Source organism: Symploca atlantica LB2515 (assembly GCF_052546295.1).
In genome coordinates, this window is the sequence record NZ_JBQWMT010000001.1 from 2,948,200 (window position 1) to 2,965,174 (window position 16,975).

The following is a 16,975-nucleotide window of genomic DNA, read 5'->3' on the forward strand; positions in this document are numbered from 1 at the left end:
CTAACAACTAAAAACTAACAAAAACAACTCATCAATCTAACCTTCTGGAGGTGGACTACTCAGGGGCGGATTATTGTAGGGAAACAGAGTCTTGAGGAGCCGATTCAAATTACCTTGTCCGTGGATCAGGGCATCAGGCTGCTCAGAAGGTGATTTTTCCTGAAGCTCGATTGAGGATTCTTCGTCGTCTTCGGTTGTGCTAGAAGATGTCAGCAAATGAGGATTTGAGTCAAACTGCCCGTTGAGTATCTCTTTACTCGTGGTGTTGACTGGCGTTGAAGGTGGCTGAAAGGTTGAAGCTTCAGGAGGTTCAGGAGACTCTTGAGAAGTCTTACTCAGGCTACGCCCTTGGTTTCCCACTACAGAAGCTGCTGGCACCACCTGCTGCGGTTCAACTGAAGCATCCAAGATTGTGGTTAGCGAGCCAATACAGGCATTAGCCCCAATTTTGCCCTTGCCAACTACCAGAGTACCAGAACCCAGGATTGCACCAGCTTCTACCTCTAGAGTTCCTTGGTGAGCGTGGAAGATAGTTCCCATGCCGATGCAAACGCCGGCACCAATGACAATTCGACTGTCTGGATCAGCATGCAAGATGACACCCGGTGCGATCGCAGCACTGGGATCAATGCTCACATCGCCTTCCACGTGTACAGAATAATTACTGACTAATGGCAGTGTCGGCAAATGCATTCTTATTGGAGAAGAGCTGGATGATTTTAGATTTATTTAAGGAAAGCAGATTTTGGATTACGGAAAGTCTGAATCAGTGGGTAGAACAGAGGTAGCTGAGAGAGTATTACTTGACTTTGGTCTTGTCGCCAAGCAAAGTCTTTCCCCCGGAACCTCCTCGGCATTTCCTGAGTATGAGTTCCTCTAAATGGATAAATCCAGTAATCAGGAGACAAATTCAGCAATTAATTTGGAGAAGCCAGTAACTTGTTAGTGGTACTAGCCTCACCTTTTTTCAGCTCAGAGATTGCTGAGGACTAATCAGCTATCCGGTCATCCAAAATCGAGTCATCCAAAATCCAAAGAATTTTTAGGAGCGTTTTAGTCAGGCTTTTGAATAATTGCCTCCAGGACACGACGCCTTGCTTTGGGGTCAATGCCAATCAGCCGCACGTACTCACCACCATGCTCTTGCATGCAACCCTCTAAGCATTCAATCACTTCCGACTCCCGGCTTGATTCGATTGGTGCACAGCTTTGCCAAGAACTAGTACGGAAGTGGCGCTTATCAGCGTGTTCAGTGCCAATTTTGTAGCCTTGGGACAAAAGCTGACGTATTTTTTTAACAGTATCTTCACTCAATGAAGTGCTGTGGTTGGGAGAAATCTTAGCCGGTGAAGCTTCAGATATTTGGGCACGGTAGCTAGAGGAATTGCGGCTAGCGCCATTACTGCCAAAATTCTGAGCACTGGCGGTTGGCTGGTCATTCGGTCTTTGAATAATTTCCTCGCTGATCCGTCTCCGTGCTTTGATGTCTGTACCAATCAACCTGACATACTCGCCAGCATGTTCTGCCAAACAATCTTCTAAAGCACTCATTACTTCCGCTTCTCGATCTGAGTGAATCGAGGTCGCGCTTTGCCAAGAACTAGTGCGGAAGCGACGCTCATCTGCATGTTCAGCCGCAATCCGGTGACCTTGGGAGAGCAACTGGCTAACCTTTTGTCGGAGGTCTGAGCTTAAGCCGGTACTAGATGAAGTTTGAGCTAGCCGCTGATTGCTAGAAGCTGGAGTGCTGTAGCTAGTAGTTCGTCCGGTTGAGGCGCTAGCCACCCCAGATACCTTATCACCAGGTCTTTGGATAATTTCTTCGACAACCCGTCGTTTGGCTTTGCTATCCACGCCAATCAAACGTACATACTCACCTGCATGTTCTGCTAAACAAGCTGACAGAGCATCCATCACTTCCGATTGCCGGTCTGAGTGAATTGCGGTGGCACTCTTCCAAGAACTAGTGCGGAAGCGGCGTTCGTCAGCGTACTCGGCACCGATGCGGTAACCTTGGGCTAGGAGTTGGCGAACCTGGTTTTGCAGGTCTGAATTTAATTTGGTAGTCGAAGACATGGAACTAGAAGAATTATCAGGACGACTTTGAGATTTGTTAGCGTCATCGGGAGAGTTAAACTGTCTGGTAATCTGATCTCGGAAGGATACGATACAGCGTTCATCCTTCGCGCATCGGTAACCCGACCGTAACGCCTCATTAATTTCTACAACATGGAGAGCAAACTGCATGTCCTCATCTTGGACATCTGAGAGTCGATCAACTTGCTGCTGATTGGTGATTACTGCTCCTGAAGGTACATACTTGCCCGGTGGAATGTCTACATCCTGAACCAAGGCGTGCATCATCACGATAGAGCCTTCACCAATCCGCGCATTGAATACCGTGGAGCGAAAGCCAATAAAACAATTATCCCCAAGATAAGCTGGTCCATGAATCAGACTCATGTGGGTGATCGAAGCATTGTTGCCAATCCAGACAGAGTACTCCTTCTGGTCATCCCCAACTACTCGACCTTGTTCTAGGCCGTGAATCACCACGCCATCTTGAATATTTGTGCTGTCACCAATGTAAAAAGGCGTCCCTTCGTCGGCTCGAATCGAAGTGCCGGGAGCGACCATTACATTAGAGCCAATTTCTACATCTCCAATGATGTTAGAAAAGGAATGAACATAAGCAGTTTCATGAATTTTGGGTTCCGCCAAATTTTTTGACCAAGGGGTCGGGGGAGCCGCGTGACCGCGAACTACCATAGATGTCTTCCTCCTATCTGAAAAAGCGATACACAGTGATTACAGTCTGGGAAAGCTACAGGCGGAAACTGCAGATGGAGAGCCTCAAAAATATAGGAACAAGAGTGCCACTTTTACCAAGTGTTTCTATCTTTTGAGGATTACCACGCCTAACTATCCTACTAACGATATTGATCTTTCTTGCTGTAGAGAATGTAATTATCAACACTGACTGTGTCGATAATCCCTACTACCATTGCATCAATGGGACGCTGATTACTCTCTCCCACTTGGCGTGCGGCACTACCGCGGCTCACCAGAACCCACTCATCTCTTCCCGCACCGACATTATCCCCTGCCACTTCGTAGCTTGGCAGTAAATTGCCATTCTCATCTAGGAATTGCAATAACAGGAATTTAACGCCTCTTAAACCTGGTTCTTTAATAGTACTAACTACCGTGCCACGGACTTTGGCAATTTGCATTGACTATATTAAGGACGGTTGAGAGGACGGATAGCATTGGTGCTCTCGCGGAATTGCTCAACATCTTCGGTGTAGCGAATCGGCAGCACGTACTCCAAGTTCTCGTGGGGGCGAGCAATGATATGGGTTGATAAGACTTGACCACCATTAACCCGCTTGACATTATCAACTCCAGCCGCGACTGAGGCTTGGACTTCCGAGACATCTCCCCGGATAATCACAGTTACACGACCACTACCTATTTTTTCGTAACCCACAAGGGTGACACGGGCGGCTTTTACCATTGAGTCGGCTGCTTCGACAACAGCAGGAAAGCCCAGAGTTTCTACCATTCCGACGGCGATTGACATGAACGTTACTCCAATATTTTTTGCGAGTGTTTGTACTGAGGGGCGAACTGAGGTCAACCGAACTCAGAATGAGAGCATATCTTTAGTAGGAGCGGAACTGTTCAACGGCTTCGCTATAGGAAATCGGCAGCACATACTCTAGATTCTCATGAGGACGAGCAATAATATGGGTTGAGAGAATTTCGCCGCCATTGACACGTCCAGCTGATTCAACTCCAGCCGCTACAGAAGCTTGCACTTCCGAAACGTCTCCTCGAACAATAACCGTCACGCGACCACTACCAATTTTTTCGTAGCCCACAAGGGTGACACGGGCAGCTTTGACCATCGAGTCTGCGGCTTCTACAACAGCGGGGAATCCTCTAGTCTCTACCATTCCGACAGCGATTGACATTATGTTTTTCTCCTAGTGGGTTAGTCAAATATCGTTAAGATGCAAACCAGTGTTTTGAAAAATTTGGACGGGGGTATCCAGCGTATCTAGCTTGAGAATGCTCTGATGATTTATTTAGAGACAAACTAAGCATAGATAAGCTTGGCATCTTTGACAATATAAAGTATTATAATACTTCTTAATAAGAAAGTTAAAAAAAATTAATGTAATGTATTCATTAGCTAAAAGATGTAACCAAAATTCACCGTCTTGAGAACGGTTGCTTTTGTTTTATAATTTTTTTTATAAGGTTTCTGTATAAGTTAAACTACTGCTACTCTAAGCTTCTGACAGTTGCAGATCTCCAGAAAGCACTTCACTCCTGTGGAGTAGCATTTACGGGGCAAGTTAGAGGCTGAGCAGATACTGACTTAGCTTTCATAAGTAAGTTTTATTGCTTCAATAAGACTTACTTCTCTTATAGGTAAAGATATCGTTAGATGACTCTCAGCTCAGGAAAGTTTAATCAATAAACAAGGATTTTACCTGGCAAAACTTTTAACTGATGATTTGAAAAAACTTAGATATCAATTAATAAAAAAATGAAATGCTAGTTAAGTTTAGCAATTAAATCTCATATTTTGGTTAGACAATGGCAGAGTTGTTATAGCCAAAATTTCAGAAACTATCATACATATAAAATATGGCGAGGTTAAGACGTGATGACTGAGTTTTTTACTCAGACAAGTTGGTGGGTGCCTGTCTATGGTTTAATTGGCGCAATTTTAACTCTGCCCTGGGCAACAGGAGTAATTCGTCGCACTGGTCCTCGACCGGCGGCTTACTTTAACCTGTTAATGACGGTTTTAGCCTGTGTTCATGGCTGGCTCACCTTCTATTCAGTGTGGAACCAACCAGCGCAAGAGATTATATTTCACTGGCTCCATGTTGCTGACTTAGATTTATCGTTAGCGCTAGAAATTTCACCAGTCAGTGTTGGGGCAATGGAGGTAGTGACCAGCCTAAGTCTACTGGCACAATTCTATGCTTTGGGGTATATGGAAAAGGACTGGGCCCTAGCTCGCTTCTTTGCCCTAATGGGATTTTTTGAAGGAGCCATGGGCGGTATTGCCCTGAGTAATTCTTTATTCCTCAGCTATGCGCTGTTGGAGATGCTCACTCTCTCGACTTATTTAATTGTCGGCTTTTGGTATGCTCAGCCTCTAGTGGTGACGGCAGCACGAGATGCTTTTTTAACCAAACGGGTAGGAGACATCTTGCTATTAATGGGTGTGGTAGCACTAGCCACTTTATCAGGAAGCTTAAACTTTCCAGACTTGTATGCTTGGGCAAGCACTGCCGAACTATCGCCGTTGACAGCGAACCTGCTGGGGTTAGCTTTAATTGCTGGGCCTGTGGGTAAATGCGCTCAATTTCCCCTGCACCTCTGGCTAGATGAAGCAATGGAAGGACCAAACCCGGCTTCTTTGCTGCGCAACTCTTTGGTAGTAGGTTGTGGTGCTTATGTAATGATTCAACTGGTGCCAATTCTGAAACTCTCACCAGTCACTTTATCAGCTTTGATCGTGATTGGCACAGTAACGGCAATTGGTGCCTCATTAGTTGCTATTGCCCAAGTTGATATTAAGCGATCGCTATCTCATACCACCAGCGCTTACTTAGGTTTAGTATTTATCGCCATTGGTTTGCAAAGATCCGATGTTGCCATTGCCTTACTTCTAGCCCACGCCTTAGCAAAAGCGCTACTGTTTATGGGCGTTGGTTCGATAATTATCACCACCAGCAACCAAAACCTGACTGAACTTGGAGGTTTATGGTCTCGAATGCCGGCTACAACTACAGCCTTCGCAGTAGGGGCGGCTGGTCTCATTGGACTGTTGCCGCTAGGAGGCTATTGGGCGCTAAGTAAGGGGATTAACGCCTTTTGGGGTGAACACCCTTGGAGTGTAGTAATCTTCTTGCTTGTCAATGGACTAACAGCCTTAGGCATAACCCGTGTCTTTCGTCTAATTTTCTTAGGGAAATCTCAGCCAAAAACACGCCGAGCACCGGAAGTAACTTGGCCAATGGCTCTACCAATGGTTGCTTTAACTATAGTTACCCTGCTCATCCCTCTACTGCTACAGCAACTAGAACTGTTACCTCTAGCCAAGTACGAGTACCTGATTCGTCAGCCTCAGCTATTGCTGGTAGGCTCTAGCTTACTAGGTTGTATTTTAGGAGCAACTATTTACCTACAAAGAATTGGAGCCAGGTCAATTCACTTGCCTGTAAGATTTGTGCAGGATTTATTAGCCTATGACTTTTATATTGACCGACTTTACCGTCTGACAGTAGTTTTCACTGTTGACTCACTATCTAAAATTACTGCCTGGATTGATAACTATCTCGTTGATGGTGTCGTTAACCTGGTGGGTTTAGTCACGGTGTTTGGTGGTCAAAGCTTGAAGTACAACGTTTCAGGCAAGTCACAATTTTACCTACTGACTGTCTTGCTAGCAGTCGGTCTGTTGACGATTTTGATGACCTATGAGTTGGTTGTTGGTCATTGGTCATTGGTTATAGGTTATTAGTTGAAGATTAGAAGATTGCTAGTAGTTAATCTTCAATTTTCAGACAAATAGGGACTATTGAGGAGACTGATTACTTTATGCTGAGTGCCTTGATTTGGGTGCCAATTTTCAGTGCAGTTGTTGTAGGTTTTTGGCCAGCAATTACCCCAAAAGTTGCCCGTAAAGTAGCTTTGGTAGCTGCTTTTGCTGTATTGATTGTCTCGATTTTACTGTTATTTCAGTTTAACCCCACTGAGTTGAATCAGCAGTTTCAGGAGCATCTGCCCTGGGTTGATCTAATTGGTTTAAGCTATAGCCTGGGAGTTGATGGTCTGTCTGTGCCGTTACTGGCCTTAAACGGTTTGCTGACCTTAATTGCCCTATATACCAGTGACGAAACAATACCTCGCCACCGTTTATATTACTCCTTGATTTTGTTGTTGAATGCCGCTGTGGCAGGTGCCTTTGTCGCTCAAGATTTGCTGCTGTTTTTTATTTTCTATGAGCTAGAACTCATTCCCTTGTATTTATTGATTGCCATTTGGGGAGGCAAACGACGGGGTTATGCAGCAACCAAGTTTCTGCTGTACACAGCAACTTCCGGAGTGATAATTCTGGCAGCATTTTTGGGCTTGGCGTTCTTGGGTGGCGTCTCCAACTTCTCCTACACACAAACTGCCGAACTGGCCTCTCTACTGCCTCTAGGGGAGCAATTACTGCTACTAGGAGCAATTGTGGTTGGCTTTGGTATTAAAATTCCCTTGGTTCCATTCCATACTTGGTTACCGGATGCCCACGTTGAAGCATCGACGCCGATTTCGATCATATTGGCAGGTGTACTGCTGAAATTAGGCACTTATGGTTTGTTGCGGTTTGGCTTGGGACTATTTCCTGAAGCTTGGGCAATACTGGCTCCTTGGTTGGCAATTTGGGCGGTGGTGAGTGTACTCTATGGTGCTCTAGCCGCCCTAGCCCAACGAGACATGAAGAAAATGGTAGCATTTAGCTCCGTAGCTCATATGGGCTATATTTTACTAGCCGCTGCTGCCGCTACACCGCTTTCTTTAGTGGCTTGTGTACTGCAAATGGTCAGTCACGGTTTGATATCAGCACTACTGTTTTTCTTGGTGGGTATAGTTTATAAGAAGACTGGATCACGGGATTTAACTCTCCTCAATGGTCTATTAAATCCAGAACGGGGCTTACCCCTAATTGGCAGTTTGATGGTTTTGGGTGTAATGGCAAGTGCAGGTATCCCAGGAATGGTAGGGTTTATCTCGGAATTCTTAGTTTTCCGAGGCAGCTTCCAGATGTTTCCGATACAAACCCTGCTGTGTATGCTTGGTACTGGTTTAACCGCTGTTTACTTTTTAGTTTTGTTGGATCGCGCTTTCTTTGGACGTTTGTCTACTGCAGTGATCAACTTACCTCCAGTAAAGTGGGGGGAGCGTATACCAGCGATTGTCTTAGCCATCTTGATCGTAATTTTGGGCATACAACCCCAATGGCTTACCGTACTCAGTGAGACGACAACAGCGGCAATGGTCACCACCCCAAAGTCAGTCGCGCTGGGAACCTCCAATAGTGCAAAATTAGAATCTAATTGGAAAGCGCCTTGACAAAACTGTTCGGAAAAGAAAAGTTAGATGCTAGTCGGCAAAAAAAGGTCTCGTAATCATCCCTTACAAGCATATATCGAGCGGCTCAAAGCCGGTGAAGCCTTGCTACCGGATTCCCCGGACAATGTTCTGGAGGTTGTCGGCATTCTTCATAGCTACGGCATTGTTCTAGACGCCTACTCCCGTAATCTAATCTATATTGCAGACCATCAATTTTTAGTACTTTTCCCCTTTTTTAAATACTTCAATGGGGAAATCTCTTGGAGTAAATTACTGCATCACTGGTGGCATGATCGCATTAATTTTGAGTACGCAGAATACTGTATGAAAGCCATGTTTTGGCATGGTGGTGGCGGTTTGGATGCCTACTTGGATACACCGGAATTTGCACAAAGATCTGCAGCGGCAATTCAGGCAAAATTTCAGGGTAATCCCTTAATGCAGGGTCTGAACTGGCTATTTCCTGACTTTTTGCCGGAGCAAGTGCGTCAGTTAGCCTATTACAGTGGCTTGGGGCAGTTCTGGCGGGTGATGAGTGATATGTTCATGACTTTGTCTGAGGGTTATGACCAGGGTAAAATTACCTCGATTCCTCAAGTAGTAGAACATATCCTCAATGGTTTAGTGGAAGCAGCAAACAAACCAATTACTTATGCCCCTAGTATTCGGGGTCAGAGGTACGAAATCATTCCCAAAGAAGCTGGTTTGACGTTTCTTGCAGATACAGCAGTACCTTATGTAGAGGCGGTTTTCTTTCGAGGGACGCCCTTCCCTGGCACAGTTTCTTATAATGCTCAAGCTAATCAGATTTCCCCAGATCAAAGCCGATTTGCTTATGGGGCACTGTATGCTGATCCTCTACCCATTGGCGGCGCTGGAATTCCACCAACACTGCTGATGCAGGATATGTGTCATTACCTCCCTGACTATCTACAGGAGGTTTATCAGCGATCGCAACGGGGTAAGGATGACTTGCGGGTGCAGATTTGCCAAACCTTCCAAAAGTCAATGTTTTGTGTTACCACAGCCACAATTTTAGGGTTAGCACCTCATCCCTTGGATACCAATGATCCAAAGCAACAAGAGGCAAATCAAGTTTATCTAGAAGGTTGGATGGATCGCTTGCTTACCTCACGTTTGAGTGATGTTAATAGCTGTGAAATTAACCCTTAATTGAGGCTGTATTGGTCAGTTGATAGTGCGATTGCCTTTGACTGTAGGCAGATGCGATGGGCGCTTTGCGCACCGCCGTTCGCGGAGCGTCTTAAAAAGAAGAGAAGGCATCGCGCTTATTATCGGCGTTACCTAGTTGCAAAATATTGGGGACTAGACACGACCAATTCGGCTCAAAGGCCAGAAACGGAAGCAAGCATGACCAACAAGATTTTGTTTAGGCAAAAACCCCCAAATGTGAGAATCGTTGCTATTATTGCGGTTATCTCCCATGACGAACAGCTGATCGCCGGGTACTCGTACTGGTGCCATTTGGTATTCAGGTGCTTCGGCAATATAGTCTTCTTCTAGGGGGGTGTTATTCAAGTACACTTTTTCCCCTTGCACCGCAACAGTTTGACCTGCTGTACCAATTATCCGCTTAATGAAGGCTTGATCGGGAGCATAACCCTGAATTTGTAGTTGTGGTGGCGGGCTAAAGACAATTACTTCACCATTAGCGGGAGCTCGAAACAGGTAAGAGATTTTTTCCACAACCAAGCGATCGCCTACTTCTAAAGTAGGTAACATAGAATCCGAGGGAATATAACGAGGTTCCGCGACAAAAGACCGAATAAAAAAGGCTAAAGCTAGGGCAATCACAATAATTTGCAGATTCTCTCGTGTTTGCTGCCAAAAGCTTGGATTAGGCTTGGTCGGTTGCTGAGGTTGTTCGGCAAGCTTTGACTCACCTACTTTTTCTGCGTCTGCTTTTGCCTTTGCCAATTCAGGAGAATTGTTGGTTGCCGCTAATTTTTCTTTCTCTACTGTCATATGTGGTGTCCTTTGCTCGCCAAAACCCAAAAATATTTGCCGATTTTGGCACTCAGTCAAGATAACACGAGTGACTTCTCCCCCGCTTGAAAGACCACCGTTGGTAGACATCTCATGGGAAAAGAGAAGCTTCAGATACGGGGACGCGGAGCAGGTTTTATTACGGACATTCAACAACCCTAATCCGCTAAAAGCTGAGATTAGGGATTACCGAACAAACGGCGATTTAAAACGTTGAATACCGCGTTGAGTCTCAGCTTGGCACAGACTTTCGGATTCTTCCCTAGTTCGGATTACCTCTAAGGCTTTTTGTTGAGTCGCTATTAAGTTAGGACATCTTAGCTGAGATGCGGGAAGGGACAAACAACTAACCTCGTTAGGATTATCTCCATGTTACGAGTACCAGTTCTCTCAAAATCAGGCAAACCTTTGATGCCAACTAAACCTAGTCGTGCTAGACGATGGTTAAAAGAAGGTAAGGCAAAAGTCTATCACAACGATTTAGGTGTTTTCGCTGTTCGATTAACGGTTGATACAAGTCAAGAAACTCAACCTATTGCTCTCGGTATCGACCCAGGGAAGATGTATTCAGGCATAGGCGTTCAGTCCAGCAAGTCTACCATTTGGATGGCTCACTTGGTTCTACCGTTCCAAACTATTACAGAACGGATGGAATTAAGGCGTATTATGCGACGTGCCAGACGTGGCAGAAGAATCAACCGTAAAATTGCCTTTAACCAAAGAGCACATCGCCAAAAACGCTTTAACAGTGCGACTCGTTTGCCAGAAATCACGCTAAGTGAGGGATTGGCAGCATGACGAAAGTCATGACAACTCTACCAACTTATTGGTGCGGGAGAAAATCCCAAGTCCAATCGCCCAGGTGCTGGGTTGAAAGCATCACCCCCAGGTTTGCGACTGGTCATCAACGCCTGAAGCGGGGTGAAACGGGGGCAACACTGATAGCCCATATCGGTGACCTTCTAGCAACTGACTATGGACAGCGAAAGCGAACTCTTGCTCAACCGTCGTCACGTTTTACTTGCGAAAGGGCTGACACGCAGGGGTCGAAATACGACCAAGGTTCACCAGATGCCAAGAGCGTTGTTGAGGTCTTGGAAACACTCATTAGAACCCGGCGGATAGAGAGGTTCCTAAAGTCAGAAACTAAAGTTGGTAAGGAACGAGTTAACCCTCCATACGCTCTCGGAGAGCAATTTTCGAGTAGGTGCCAACCGGATGCTATGGAGCGGAGGGATTGGGCTAGAAGCAAATGCCCTGTCGTAATGAGAGGGATAAGCTGACAAGCTCACGGAAATACAGAAGGTAAAGCTACTAATAGCAGCGAATAAAGCATGAGCGAGTTAACGACTACGTATGAATGGAACCAAATCCCCTGGCGAAAGCTGGAGCGGAGGGTGTTTAAGCTGCAAAAACAGATTTACCGAGCCTCACAACGCGGAGATAACAGAACAGTTCATAAGCTCCAAAAACTGCTGATGAAATCCTGGGCGGCAAAATGCTTAGCGGTTCGTAGGGTCACACAAGAGAATACTGGCAAAAAGACGGCAGGAGTGGATGGTGTCAAGGCATTATCCCCAGAAGCACGTATTGAGCTAGTAGGGCAATTGAAGTTAGGCAACAAAGCCAGACCAACTAGAAGGATTTGGATACCCAAACCCGGAAAGGAGGAAAAACGCCCATTAGGAATACCCACAATGTACGACCGAGCCGTGCAAGCGTTGGTCAAACTGGCATTGGAGCCAGAATGGGAAGCGCAATTTGAACCCAATTCGTATGGGTTTCGCCCTGGACGTTCAGCCCATGATGCCATAAAAGCTACTTGGGACAATGTGGTACACAAACCCAAATATGTCCTAGATGCTGATATAGCCAAGTGCTTTGACAAAATCAATCACTCGGTTCTGCTAAAAAAGGTAAATACATTTCCCAAGCTACGACGGCAAATTAAAGCATGGCTCAAGGCTGGGGTAATGGAAAACACCCAATTCAGTGAAACCGAGGAAGGAACGCCGCAGGGTGGGGTGATTTCTCCACTATTGGCAAACATCGCCCTCCACGGCATGGAAGAGATGTTAAATCAATACATCGAAACTGTTCCTCTCAGGTCTGGAGGGCGAGTCATAAGCAAAGAGCAAAAGCGAAAAACTCTGGCAGTTATTAGATACGCTGATGACTTTGTGGTGATACACCCGGAGTTAAAAGTAGTGCAGGAATGTCAGGAGAAAATTGCTAAATGGCTGGCAGAAATAGGGCTGGAACTGAAGCCAAGTAAAACGAGATTAGCTCACACGCTGGAAGAGTTTAATGGAGAACAAGCAGGATTTAACTTTCTTGGCTTCAACATTAGGCAATTTCGAGTAGGTAAACACCACTCAGGTAAAACTGGGGGAAAACGCTCTAAATTACTAGGCTTCAAAACACTCATCAGACCCAGCAGGGACAATATCAAAGCCCACTGGGAAGCCCTAACCAAAATTATTAATGGGTGCAAAGCCGGAACACAATCAGAGTTAATACAGAAACTCAATCCGGTCATAAAGGGATGGGCTAACTACTTCTCCGTAGTAAACAGTAAAGAGACTTACAATGACCTTGACAACTTGCTATGGCAAAAGTTAAGGGCATGGGTTAATCGGCGGCACCCAACAAAAAGTGCTAGCTGGAAAGCTCAAAAATACTGGAAAAGGATAGGCAATGACTGTTGGAGATTCGCTACAAAACTAGAAAGCGATGACCCAATTATCCTAGTCAAACACCAAGAGACTCAAATCAAACAGACCGAATACGTCAAAGTCAAAGGTGAGAAAAGCCCGTTCGACGGAGAATTAGTTTATTGGAGCAGCAGAATGGGTAAACACCCACAATGCTCTAAAACAGTAGCCTCACTACTGAAAAAGCAAAAGGGCAAATGCCCACACTGCGGACTGTACTTCAGAGATGGAGATTTATGGGAAAAAGACCATAAAATTCCTCGTGCTTTAGGAGGAAAGGGCGGGTACGAAAACCTACAACTGCTCCACAGGCACTGTCATGACGAGAAAACAAGAAATGACCTGGAGTTAATTCGTAATGAAAGGTATGCATGACAAGCACTGTATTTCTGAGGAGCCGTATGACTGGGAAACCGTCATGTACGGTTCTGAAGCCGAGTCAGATGGGCGACCATCCGGCTTAGGTCAACACCGTCGTCAAGGGAAGTTGCCTCCCTCAATCCGAGCCAACAAACAGCTAGAGTTAAGGGTGGTTAAGGAATTACTCAAACTATTTCCTATCAGTGCCATTCATTACGAATTAGTGATGGCTGACGTGGATAGGACTAGCGGGCGCAAAAATGCGAAATCTGGCAAAGGTTTCTCACCAGTAATGGTGGGACAAAGACAAATGCTTAAATGGTTGTCTGAGTTAACCCCTGTCAAGACTCATCAAGGCTGGCAAAAAGACGGTAACGGAACCAGTCAATTACGAAACTGGTTAGGGCTAGCAAAAGACAAGAAAAACAAGTCCAATCAAACACCAGCCACTCATGCTGTTGACGGCGTTACCCTGGCAGCTTTTGAGTTTGTTGAGTGGAAGGAATGGAACACAGCTAACGCCAAACATGGTAACTGGCAAGGAACTGTTGAGATAACTCTGGCACCATTTGCCGTAATTCGGAGACCTCCCCTTAGCCGTAGACAGTTGCATCTTTGTCTCCCCACCAAGGGTGGGAAAAGACGCAAGTATGGCGGTACTGTTACCCGTCATGGTTTTAGGAAAGGTGACCTTGTGCTTGCCGAAAAGTCAGGCATTACCTACAAAGGTTGGGTTTCAGGAGACACCAAGACTCAAGTTTCAGTTTCCGATGGCCATTGGAAACGCATGGGGCAGTTCACTGCCAAGAAAGTCCAGTTGTTGCAGCAAAGTACGGGTTTAATTGTCCTACCTTCAACTGGATTGTCAAAGCTAACTACTCAACGTAATTAACTTTGACCGCTATCCCTCTCCGACCCGCTAGCCTTCGGCTCGCTGCGCTAATGCTGAGGTCGGAGTCTCACGCGAGTTTTAGATGAAACGGACTTCAACATGTCTGAATTTACGCTAGCGTAGGGTAATGAGATTCCCCTGGAAAATAGCCGTGCTGTTTAATCAACACCCTGTTATCGTTGCTGGTTTATCTGCCTTTCTACTAGGTTTGTTGACTTCTTGTGCTGGCAATAAAAAGCTTGAGAACTCCTTTGCGGCCGATCCTCAGCTAAAGGAAAACTCTAGTCTTTTTGGTAGTCCAGTCCAGGGAAATGCTCAAAACCAGACATTAGTGCAATTGCCAGAGGATTTCCCGACGGAAATTCCCCGTTATCCAGAAGCTAAGTTAGAGAAAGTTGAGGCGCTAACGGCAGCTACTGCTCAAGGCCAGCAAACGGTTTGGTCAAGTTCTGACCCTAGCAATTCTATTTTGAGTTTCTACAAAAAGGAATTTGAGACTGCTAACTGGCAAATTGTCTCCGACAAAGCTAATGAAGATGGCAGCAGTGGTACTATTGTTGCCCGTCGAGATGACTTGAAGGTTACTGTATCGCTGCCTGGGAGTAGCTTAACCGACAACTCAGAAGAAACAGCTTCAGCGGCAACGCCACAGACAGAGACGGCACTAGGGACAACAGAGTTTGACATTGAGTATACTCGCGATCGCACTGAGGCGTCTTCCCAACCATCCGGTGAGCAAGAGTCGGGATTGACTCCATCCTCAGATGCTAACAGTTCCCCTGAGACAATATCTTCAGCAAAGTTGGATAACTCTGCGGTGCTAGAGGAAGTACCTCAAGAATTGCGTGAGTATGTTAAGGATTTGACCGCTTTGGGAGTCTTGACTGCTAACACATCGGGAAGCAAAACTAACCAAGGCACTAAGGCGACTCAGTTTGAACCGAATAAAACCATCACTCGTAGAGAGTTTGCACGTTGGCTAGCCAAGGCAAATAATCGGATTTATGCCAATCGTCCAGGGTTACAAATTCGTTTAGCCTCATCAACAACCCAACCCGCTTTCCAAGATGTTCCCCGAACGGATCCAGATTTTCCAGTAATTCAAGGATTAGCCGAAACTGGCTTAATTCCTAGTCCTCTAAGTGGTGATACTACAGCAGTTTTATTTCGCCCAGATGCCCCACTAACACGAGAAAATCTCATTTTGTGGAAAGTACCTCTAGATAACCGTCAGCCTTTACCCTCGGCTTCCATGGACGCTGTGAAGCAAACCTGGGGTTTTCAGGATACTGCAAAAATTGACCCCAAGGCTTTGTCAGCACTACTAGCAGATTTCCAGAATGGAGAAGTCTCTAATGTACGTCGGGCTTTGGGTTACACCAGGCTATTCCAGCCCAAGAAACCAGTAACCCAAGCTGAGGCAGCCGCAGTACTTTGGTATTTTGGCTCTCAGGGTGAGGGAGTATCGGCTAATAATGCGCTGCAATTGAAAACTGACAATACTCAGTTGTCCGGAACTGCGGAGTCTGCGGCTGAATAAAACTTGATGGCTTGATGGCGATCGCGTGACTTGGCGTGAAGAATTACACTGACCCCTAACCCCTAACTCCTTCTCCTTGTAAGGCTACCGCAGCGATGATTTCACAGATGCAATCAACCGGAAAGTCTTCCTGGTAGGAGTTGGAGTAAATTACAATTAGCAAAATGTAAGTTTCATCTCTGAGTTGCTAAATAACTCGGTAACCACCACTTTTCCCCTTTTGAATGTCGATTTTAGCGTTAGAGAGATGGTCAAAAATACTAGCAAGCAATTGCCAATTCCGCCTCACTTTAACGCTGTCCAAGTAGAAGAAGTCTGGCGTGTCCCTTATCAAGACAGAGCTAAAGAAGCCCAAGAATGGACAAAAAAGCATCAGATCAGACCAGCTACTGAGGATGAAACCCGCGTCTGCCTCTTACTCATCGACGTGCAAAATACTTTTTGCCTTCCCGACTTTGAACTGTTTGTCGCTGGTCAATCGGGAAGAGGAGCGATAGATGACAATGTACGACTTTGTAAGTTTATTTACCACAATTTGGGAAGAATTAGTGCGATCGTAGCGACGCTGGACACCCACACAGCGATGCAGATTTTCCATCCTATATTTTGGATTAACGAAGCTGGGGAACATCCACCCGCAATGAGCAGCATTTCTGGGGAAGACGTGCAACAAGGTGTTTGGCGAGTCAATCCAGCAGTCGTCCCTAGTGTTGGCAAAAGTGACTACGACACCCTACAAAACTACGCCTTACACTATGTCAAAACCCTCAATCTCAGCAGCAAGTATCCCCTAACAATTTGGCCTTACCATGGCAAGCTAGGTGGCATTGGTCATGCTTTAGTTTCCGCAGTGGAAGAAGCATTGTTTTTTTACTGTATAGCTCGCAGTAGCCAAACGCGCTATGAAATTAAAGGCAACAATCCCTTAACAGAAAACTATTCTGTCCTCAAACCAGAAGTATTGGCAGATGCCGAGGGAAACCCCATTGCCAACAAAAATACCAATTTAATTAACTATCTACTAGAGTTTGACGCCGTAATTATTGCAGGACAAGCAAAAAGTCACTGTGTAGCCTGGACAGTCGCTGATTTGCTAACAGAAATTGAGGCAAAAGATCTGACACTTGCCCAAAAGGTTTATTTGCTGGAAGATTGCACCTCGCCAGTAGTAGTTCCGGGCGTAGTAGACTACACAGAAGCAGCAGACGACGCTTTTAGAAGCTTTGCCGCCGCCGGGATGCATCTTATTAAGTCAACTGATACAATTGAAGCCTGGTTGTGATATTTTTTGGGTCGCTGCGGCGACCCGTATTT

General features: G+C 45.7%; 14 protein-coding genes and 1 pseudogene. 9 read left to right on the forward strand and 6 right to left on the reverse strand.

All coding sequences use genetic code 11. The features are described 5' to 3' along the window. Nucleotides 1-36: 36 nt before the first annotated feature. From ACT7WV_RS12230 to ACT7WV_RS12250, 5 genes are all read right to left on the reverse strand, one after another. Complete coding sequence (locus tag ACT7WV_RS12230) at nucleotides 37-693, reverse strand: carbon dioxide concentrating mechanism protein (RefSeq protein ID WP_445103155.1); 657 nt, start codon at nucleotides 691-693, stop codon at nucleotides 37-39. Between the two features lie 360 nt (nucleotides 694-1,053). Then, on the reverse strand, nucleotides 1,054-2,769 hold the full coding sequence (locus ACT7WV_RS12235) for a ribulose bisphosphate carboxylase small subunit (protein ID WP_445103156.1): 1,716 nt from the start codon (nucleotides 2,767-2,769) through the stop codon (nucleotides 1,054-1,056). Between the two features lie 161 nt (nucleotides 2,770-2,930). Next, a complete protein-coding gene (locus ACT7WV_RS12240) occupies nucleotides 2,931-3,233 on the reverse strand; it encodes a EutN/CcmL family microcompartment protein (protein ID WP_445103157.1) in 303 nt (100 codons plus the stop codon). Nucleotides 3,234-3,241: 8 nt separating this feature from the next. Beyond that, the gene (locus ACT7WV_RS12245) at nucleotides 3,242-3,583 is read right to left on the reverse strand and encodes a carbon dioxide-concentrating mechanism protein CcmK (protein WP_445103158.1); all 342 of its coding nucleotides are present in this window, start codon (nucleotides 3,581-3,583) and stop codon (nucleotides 3,242-3,244) included. A gap of 82 nt (nucleotides 3,584-3,665) precedes the next feature. Then, entirely contained in the window at nucleotides 3,666-3,977 is a 312-nt protein-coding gene (locus tag ACT7WV_RS12250) for a carbon dioxide-concentrating mechanism protein CcmK (RefSeq protein ID WP_445103159.1), read from the reverse strand. 701 nt (nucleotides 3,978-4,678) lie between these two features. Between ACT7WV_RS12250 and ACT7WV_RS12255 the strand changes: the two genes are divergently transcribed. The 3 genes from ACT7WV_RS12255 to ACT7WV_RS12265 all read left to right on the forward strand — a co-directional run bounded on the left by ACT7WV_RS12255 (nucleotide 4,679) and on the right by ACT7WV_RS12265 (nucleotide 9,321). Then, on the forward strand, nucleotides 4,679-6,550 hold the full coding sequence (locus tag ACT7WV_RS12255) for an NAD(P)H-quinone oxidoreductase subunit F (protein WP_445103160.1): 1,872 nt from the start codon (nucleotides 4,679-4,681) through the stop codon (nucleotides 6,548-6,550). A 77-nt stretch (nucleotides 6,551-6,627) separates the two neighbouring features. Continuing rightward, on the forward strand, nucleotides 6,628-8,148 hold the full coding sequence (locus ACT7WV_RS12260) for an NADH-quinone oxidoreductase subunit M (RefSeq protein ID WP_445103161.1): 1,521 nt from the start codon (nucleotides 6,628-6,630) through the stop codon (nucleotides 8,146-8,148). Between the two features lie 27 nt (nucleotides 8,149-8,175). Further along, entirely contained in the window at nucleotides 8,176-9,321 is a 1,146-nt protein-coding gene (locus ACT7WV_RS12265) for a CO2 hydration protein (protein WP_445103162.1), read from the forward strand. Between the two features lie 153 nt (nucleotides 9,322-9,474). On the opposite strand, the gene lepB is transcribed toward ACT7WV_RS12265, so the two are convergent. Beyond that, complete coding sequence (gene lepB / locus ACT7WV_RS12270; protein ID WP_463424249.1) at nucleotides 9,475-10,134, reverse strand: signal peptidase I; 660 nt, start codon at nucleotides 10,132-10,134, stop codon at nucleotides 9,475-9,477. A 390-nt stretch (nucleotides 10,135-10,524) separates the two neighbouring features. On the opposite strand from lepB, the pseudogene ACT7WV_RS12275 reads away from it, so the two are divergent. From ACT7WV_RS12275 to ACT7WV_RS12300, 6 genes and pseudogenes are all read left to right on the forward strand, one after another. Further along, a pseudogene (locus ACT7WV_RS12275) lies at nucleotides 10,525-10,905 on the forward strand (RRXRR domain-containing protein); the annotation flags it as partial. A gap of 44 nt (nucleotides 10,906-10,949) precedes the next feature. Further along, a complete protein-coding gene (locus ACT7WV_RS12280) occupies nucleotides 10,950-11,438 on the forward strand; it encodes a hypothetical protein (protein WP_445103164.1) in 489 nt (162 codons plus the stop codon). Nucleotides 11,439-11,489: 51 nt separating this feature from the next. Then, the gene (gene ltrA / locus ACT7WV_RS12285; RefSeq protein ID WP_445103165.1) at nucleotides 11,490-13,244 is read left to right on the forward strand and encodes a group II intron reverse transcriptase/maturase; all 1,755 of its coding nucleotides are present in this window, start codon (nucleotides 11,490-11,492) and stop codon (nucleotides 13,242-13,244) included. Further along, nucleotides 13,228-14,121 (forward strand): RRXRR domain-containing protein, encoded by an 894-nt coding sequence (locus ACT7WV_RS12290; protein ID WP_445103166.1) that lies wholly within the window; start codon nucleotides 13,228-13,230, stop codon nucleotides 14,119-14,121. The genes ltrA and ACT7WV_RS12290 overlap by 17 nt, the downstream gene beginning before the upstream one ends. Nucleotides 14,122-14,272: 151 nt before the next feature. Further along, nucleotides 14,273-15,661 carry an S-layer homology domain-containing protein gene (locus ACT7WV_RS12295; protein ID WP_445103167.1) on the forward strand — a complete coding sequence of 463 codons (1,389 nt, stop codon included), beginning with the start codon at nucleotides 14,273-14,275 and terminating at the stop codon, nucleotides 15,659-15,661. Between the two features lie 247 nt (nucleotides 15,662-15,908). Then, on the forward strand, nucleotides 15,909-16,943 hold the full coding sequence (locus tag ACT7WV_RS12300; protein ID WP_445103168.1) for a cysteine hydrolase family protein: 1,035 nt from the start codon (nucleotides 15,909-15,911) through the stop codon (nucleotides 16,941-16,943). The last annotated feature ends 32 nt before the right edge of the window (nucleotides 16,944-16,975 follow it).

What these genes read in the sequence shown, in the direction of transcription:
- ACT7WV_RS12280 (WP_445103164.1), top strand. Translation starts at nt 10,950, where the DNA reads ATGACGAAAGTCATGACAACTCTACCAACTTATTGGTGCGGGAGAAAA.
- ACT7WV_RS12290 (WP_445103166.1), top strand. Translation starts at nt 13,228, where the DNA reads ATGAAAGGTATGCATGACAAGCACTGTATTTCTGAGGAGCCGTATGAC.
- ACT7WV_RS12250 (WP_445103159.1), bottom strand. Translation starts at nt 3,977, where the DNA reads ATGTCAATCGCTGTCGGAATGGTAGAGACTAGAGGATTCCCCGCTGTT.
- ACT7WV_RS12260 (WP_445103161.1), top strand. Translation starts at nt 6,628, where the DNA reads ATGCTGAGTGCCTTGATTTGGGTGCCAATTTTCAGTGCAGTTGTTGTA.
- ACT7WV_RS12265 (WP_445103162.1), top strand. Translation starts at nt 8,176, where the DNA reads ATGCTAGTCGGCAAAAAAAGGTCTCGTAATCATCCCTTACAAGCATAT.
- ltrA (WP_445103165.1), top strand. Translation starts at nt 11,490, where the DNA reads ATGAGCGAGTTAACGACTACGTATGAATGGAACCAAATCCCCTGGCGA.
- ACT7WV_RS12300 (WP_445103168.1), top strand. Translation starts at nt 15,909, where the DNA reads ATGGTCAAAAATACTAGCAAGCAATTGCCAATTCCGCCTCACTTTAAC.
- ACT7WV_RS12235 (WP_445103156.1), bottom strand. Translation starts at nt 2,769, where the DNA reads ATGGTAGTTCGCGGTCACGCGGCTCCCCCGACCCCTTGGTCAAAAAAT.
- lepB (WP_463424249.1), bottom strand. Translation starts at nt 10,134, where the DNA reads ATGACAGTAGAGAAAGAAAAATTAGCGGCAACCAACAATTCTCCTGAA.
- ACT7WV_RS12245 (WP_445103158.1), bottom strand. Translation starts at nt 3,583, where the DNA reads ATGTCAATCGCCGTCGGAATGGTAGAAACTCTGGGCTTTCCTGCTGTT.
- ACT7WV_RS12255 (WP_445103160.1), top strand. Translation starts at nt 4,679, where the DNA reads ATGACTGAGTTTTTTACTCAGACAAGTTGGTGGGTGCCTGTCTATGGT.
- ACT7WV_RS12230 (WP_445103155.1), bottom strand. Translation starts at nt 693, where the DNA reads ATGCATTTGCCGACACTGCCATTAGTCAGTAATTATTCTGTACACGTG.
- ACT7WV_RS12240 (WP_445103157.1), bottom strand. Translation starts at nt 3,233, where the DNA reads ATGCAAATTGCCAAAGTCCGTGGCACGGTAGTTAGTACTATTAAAGAA.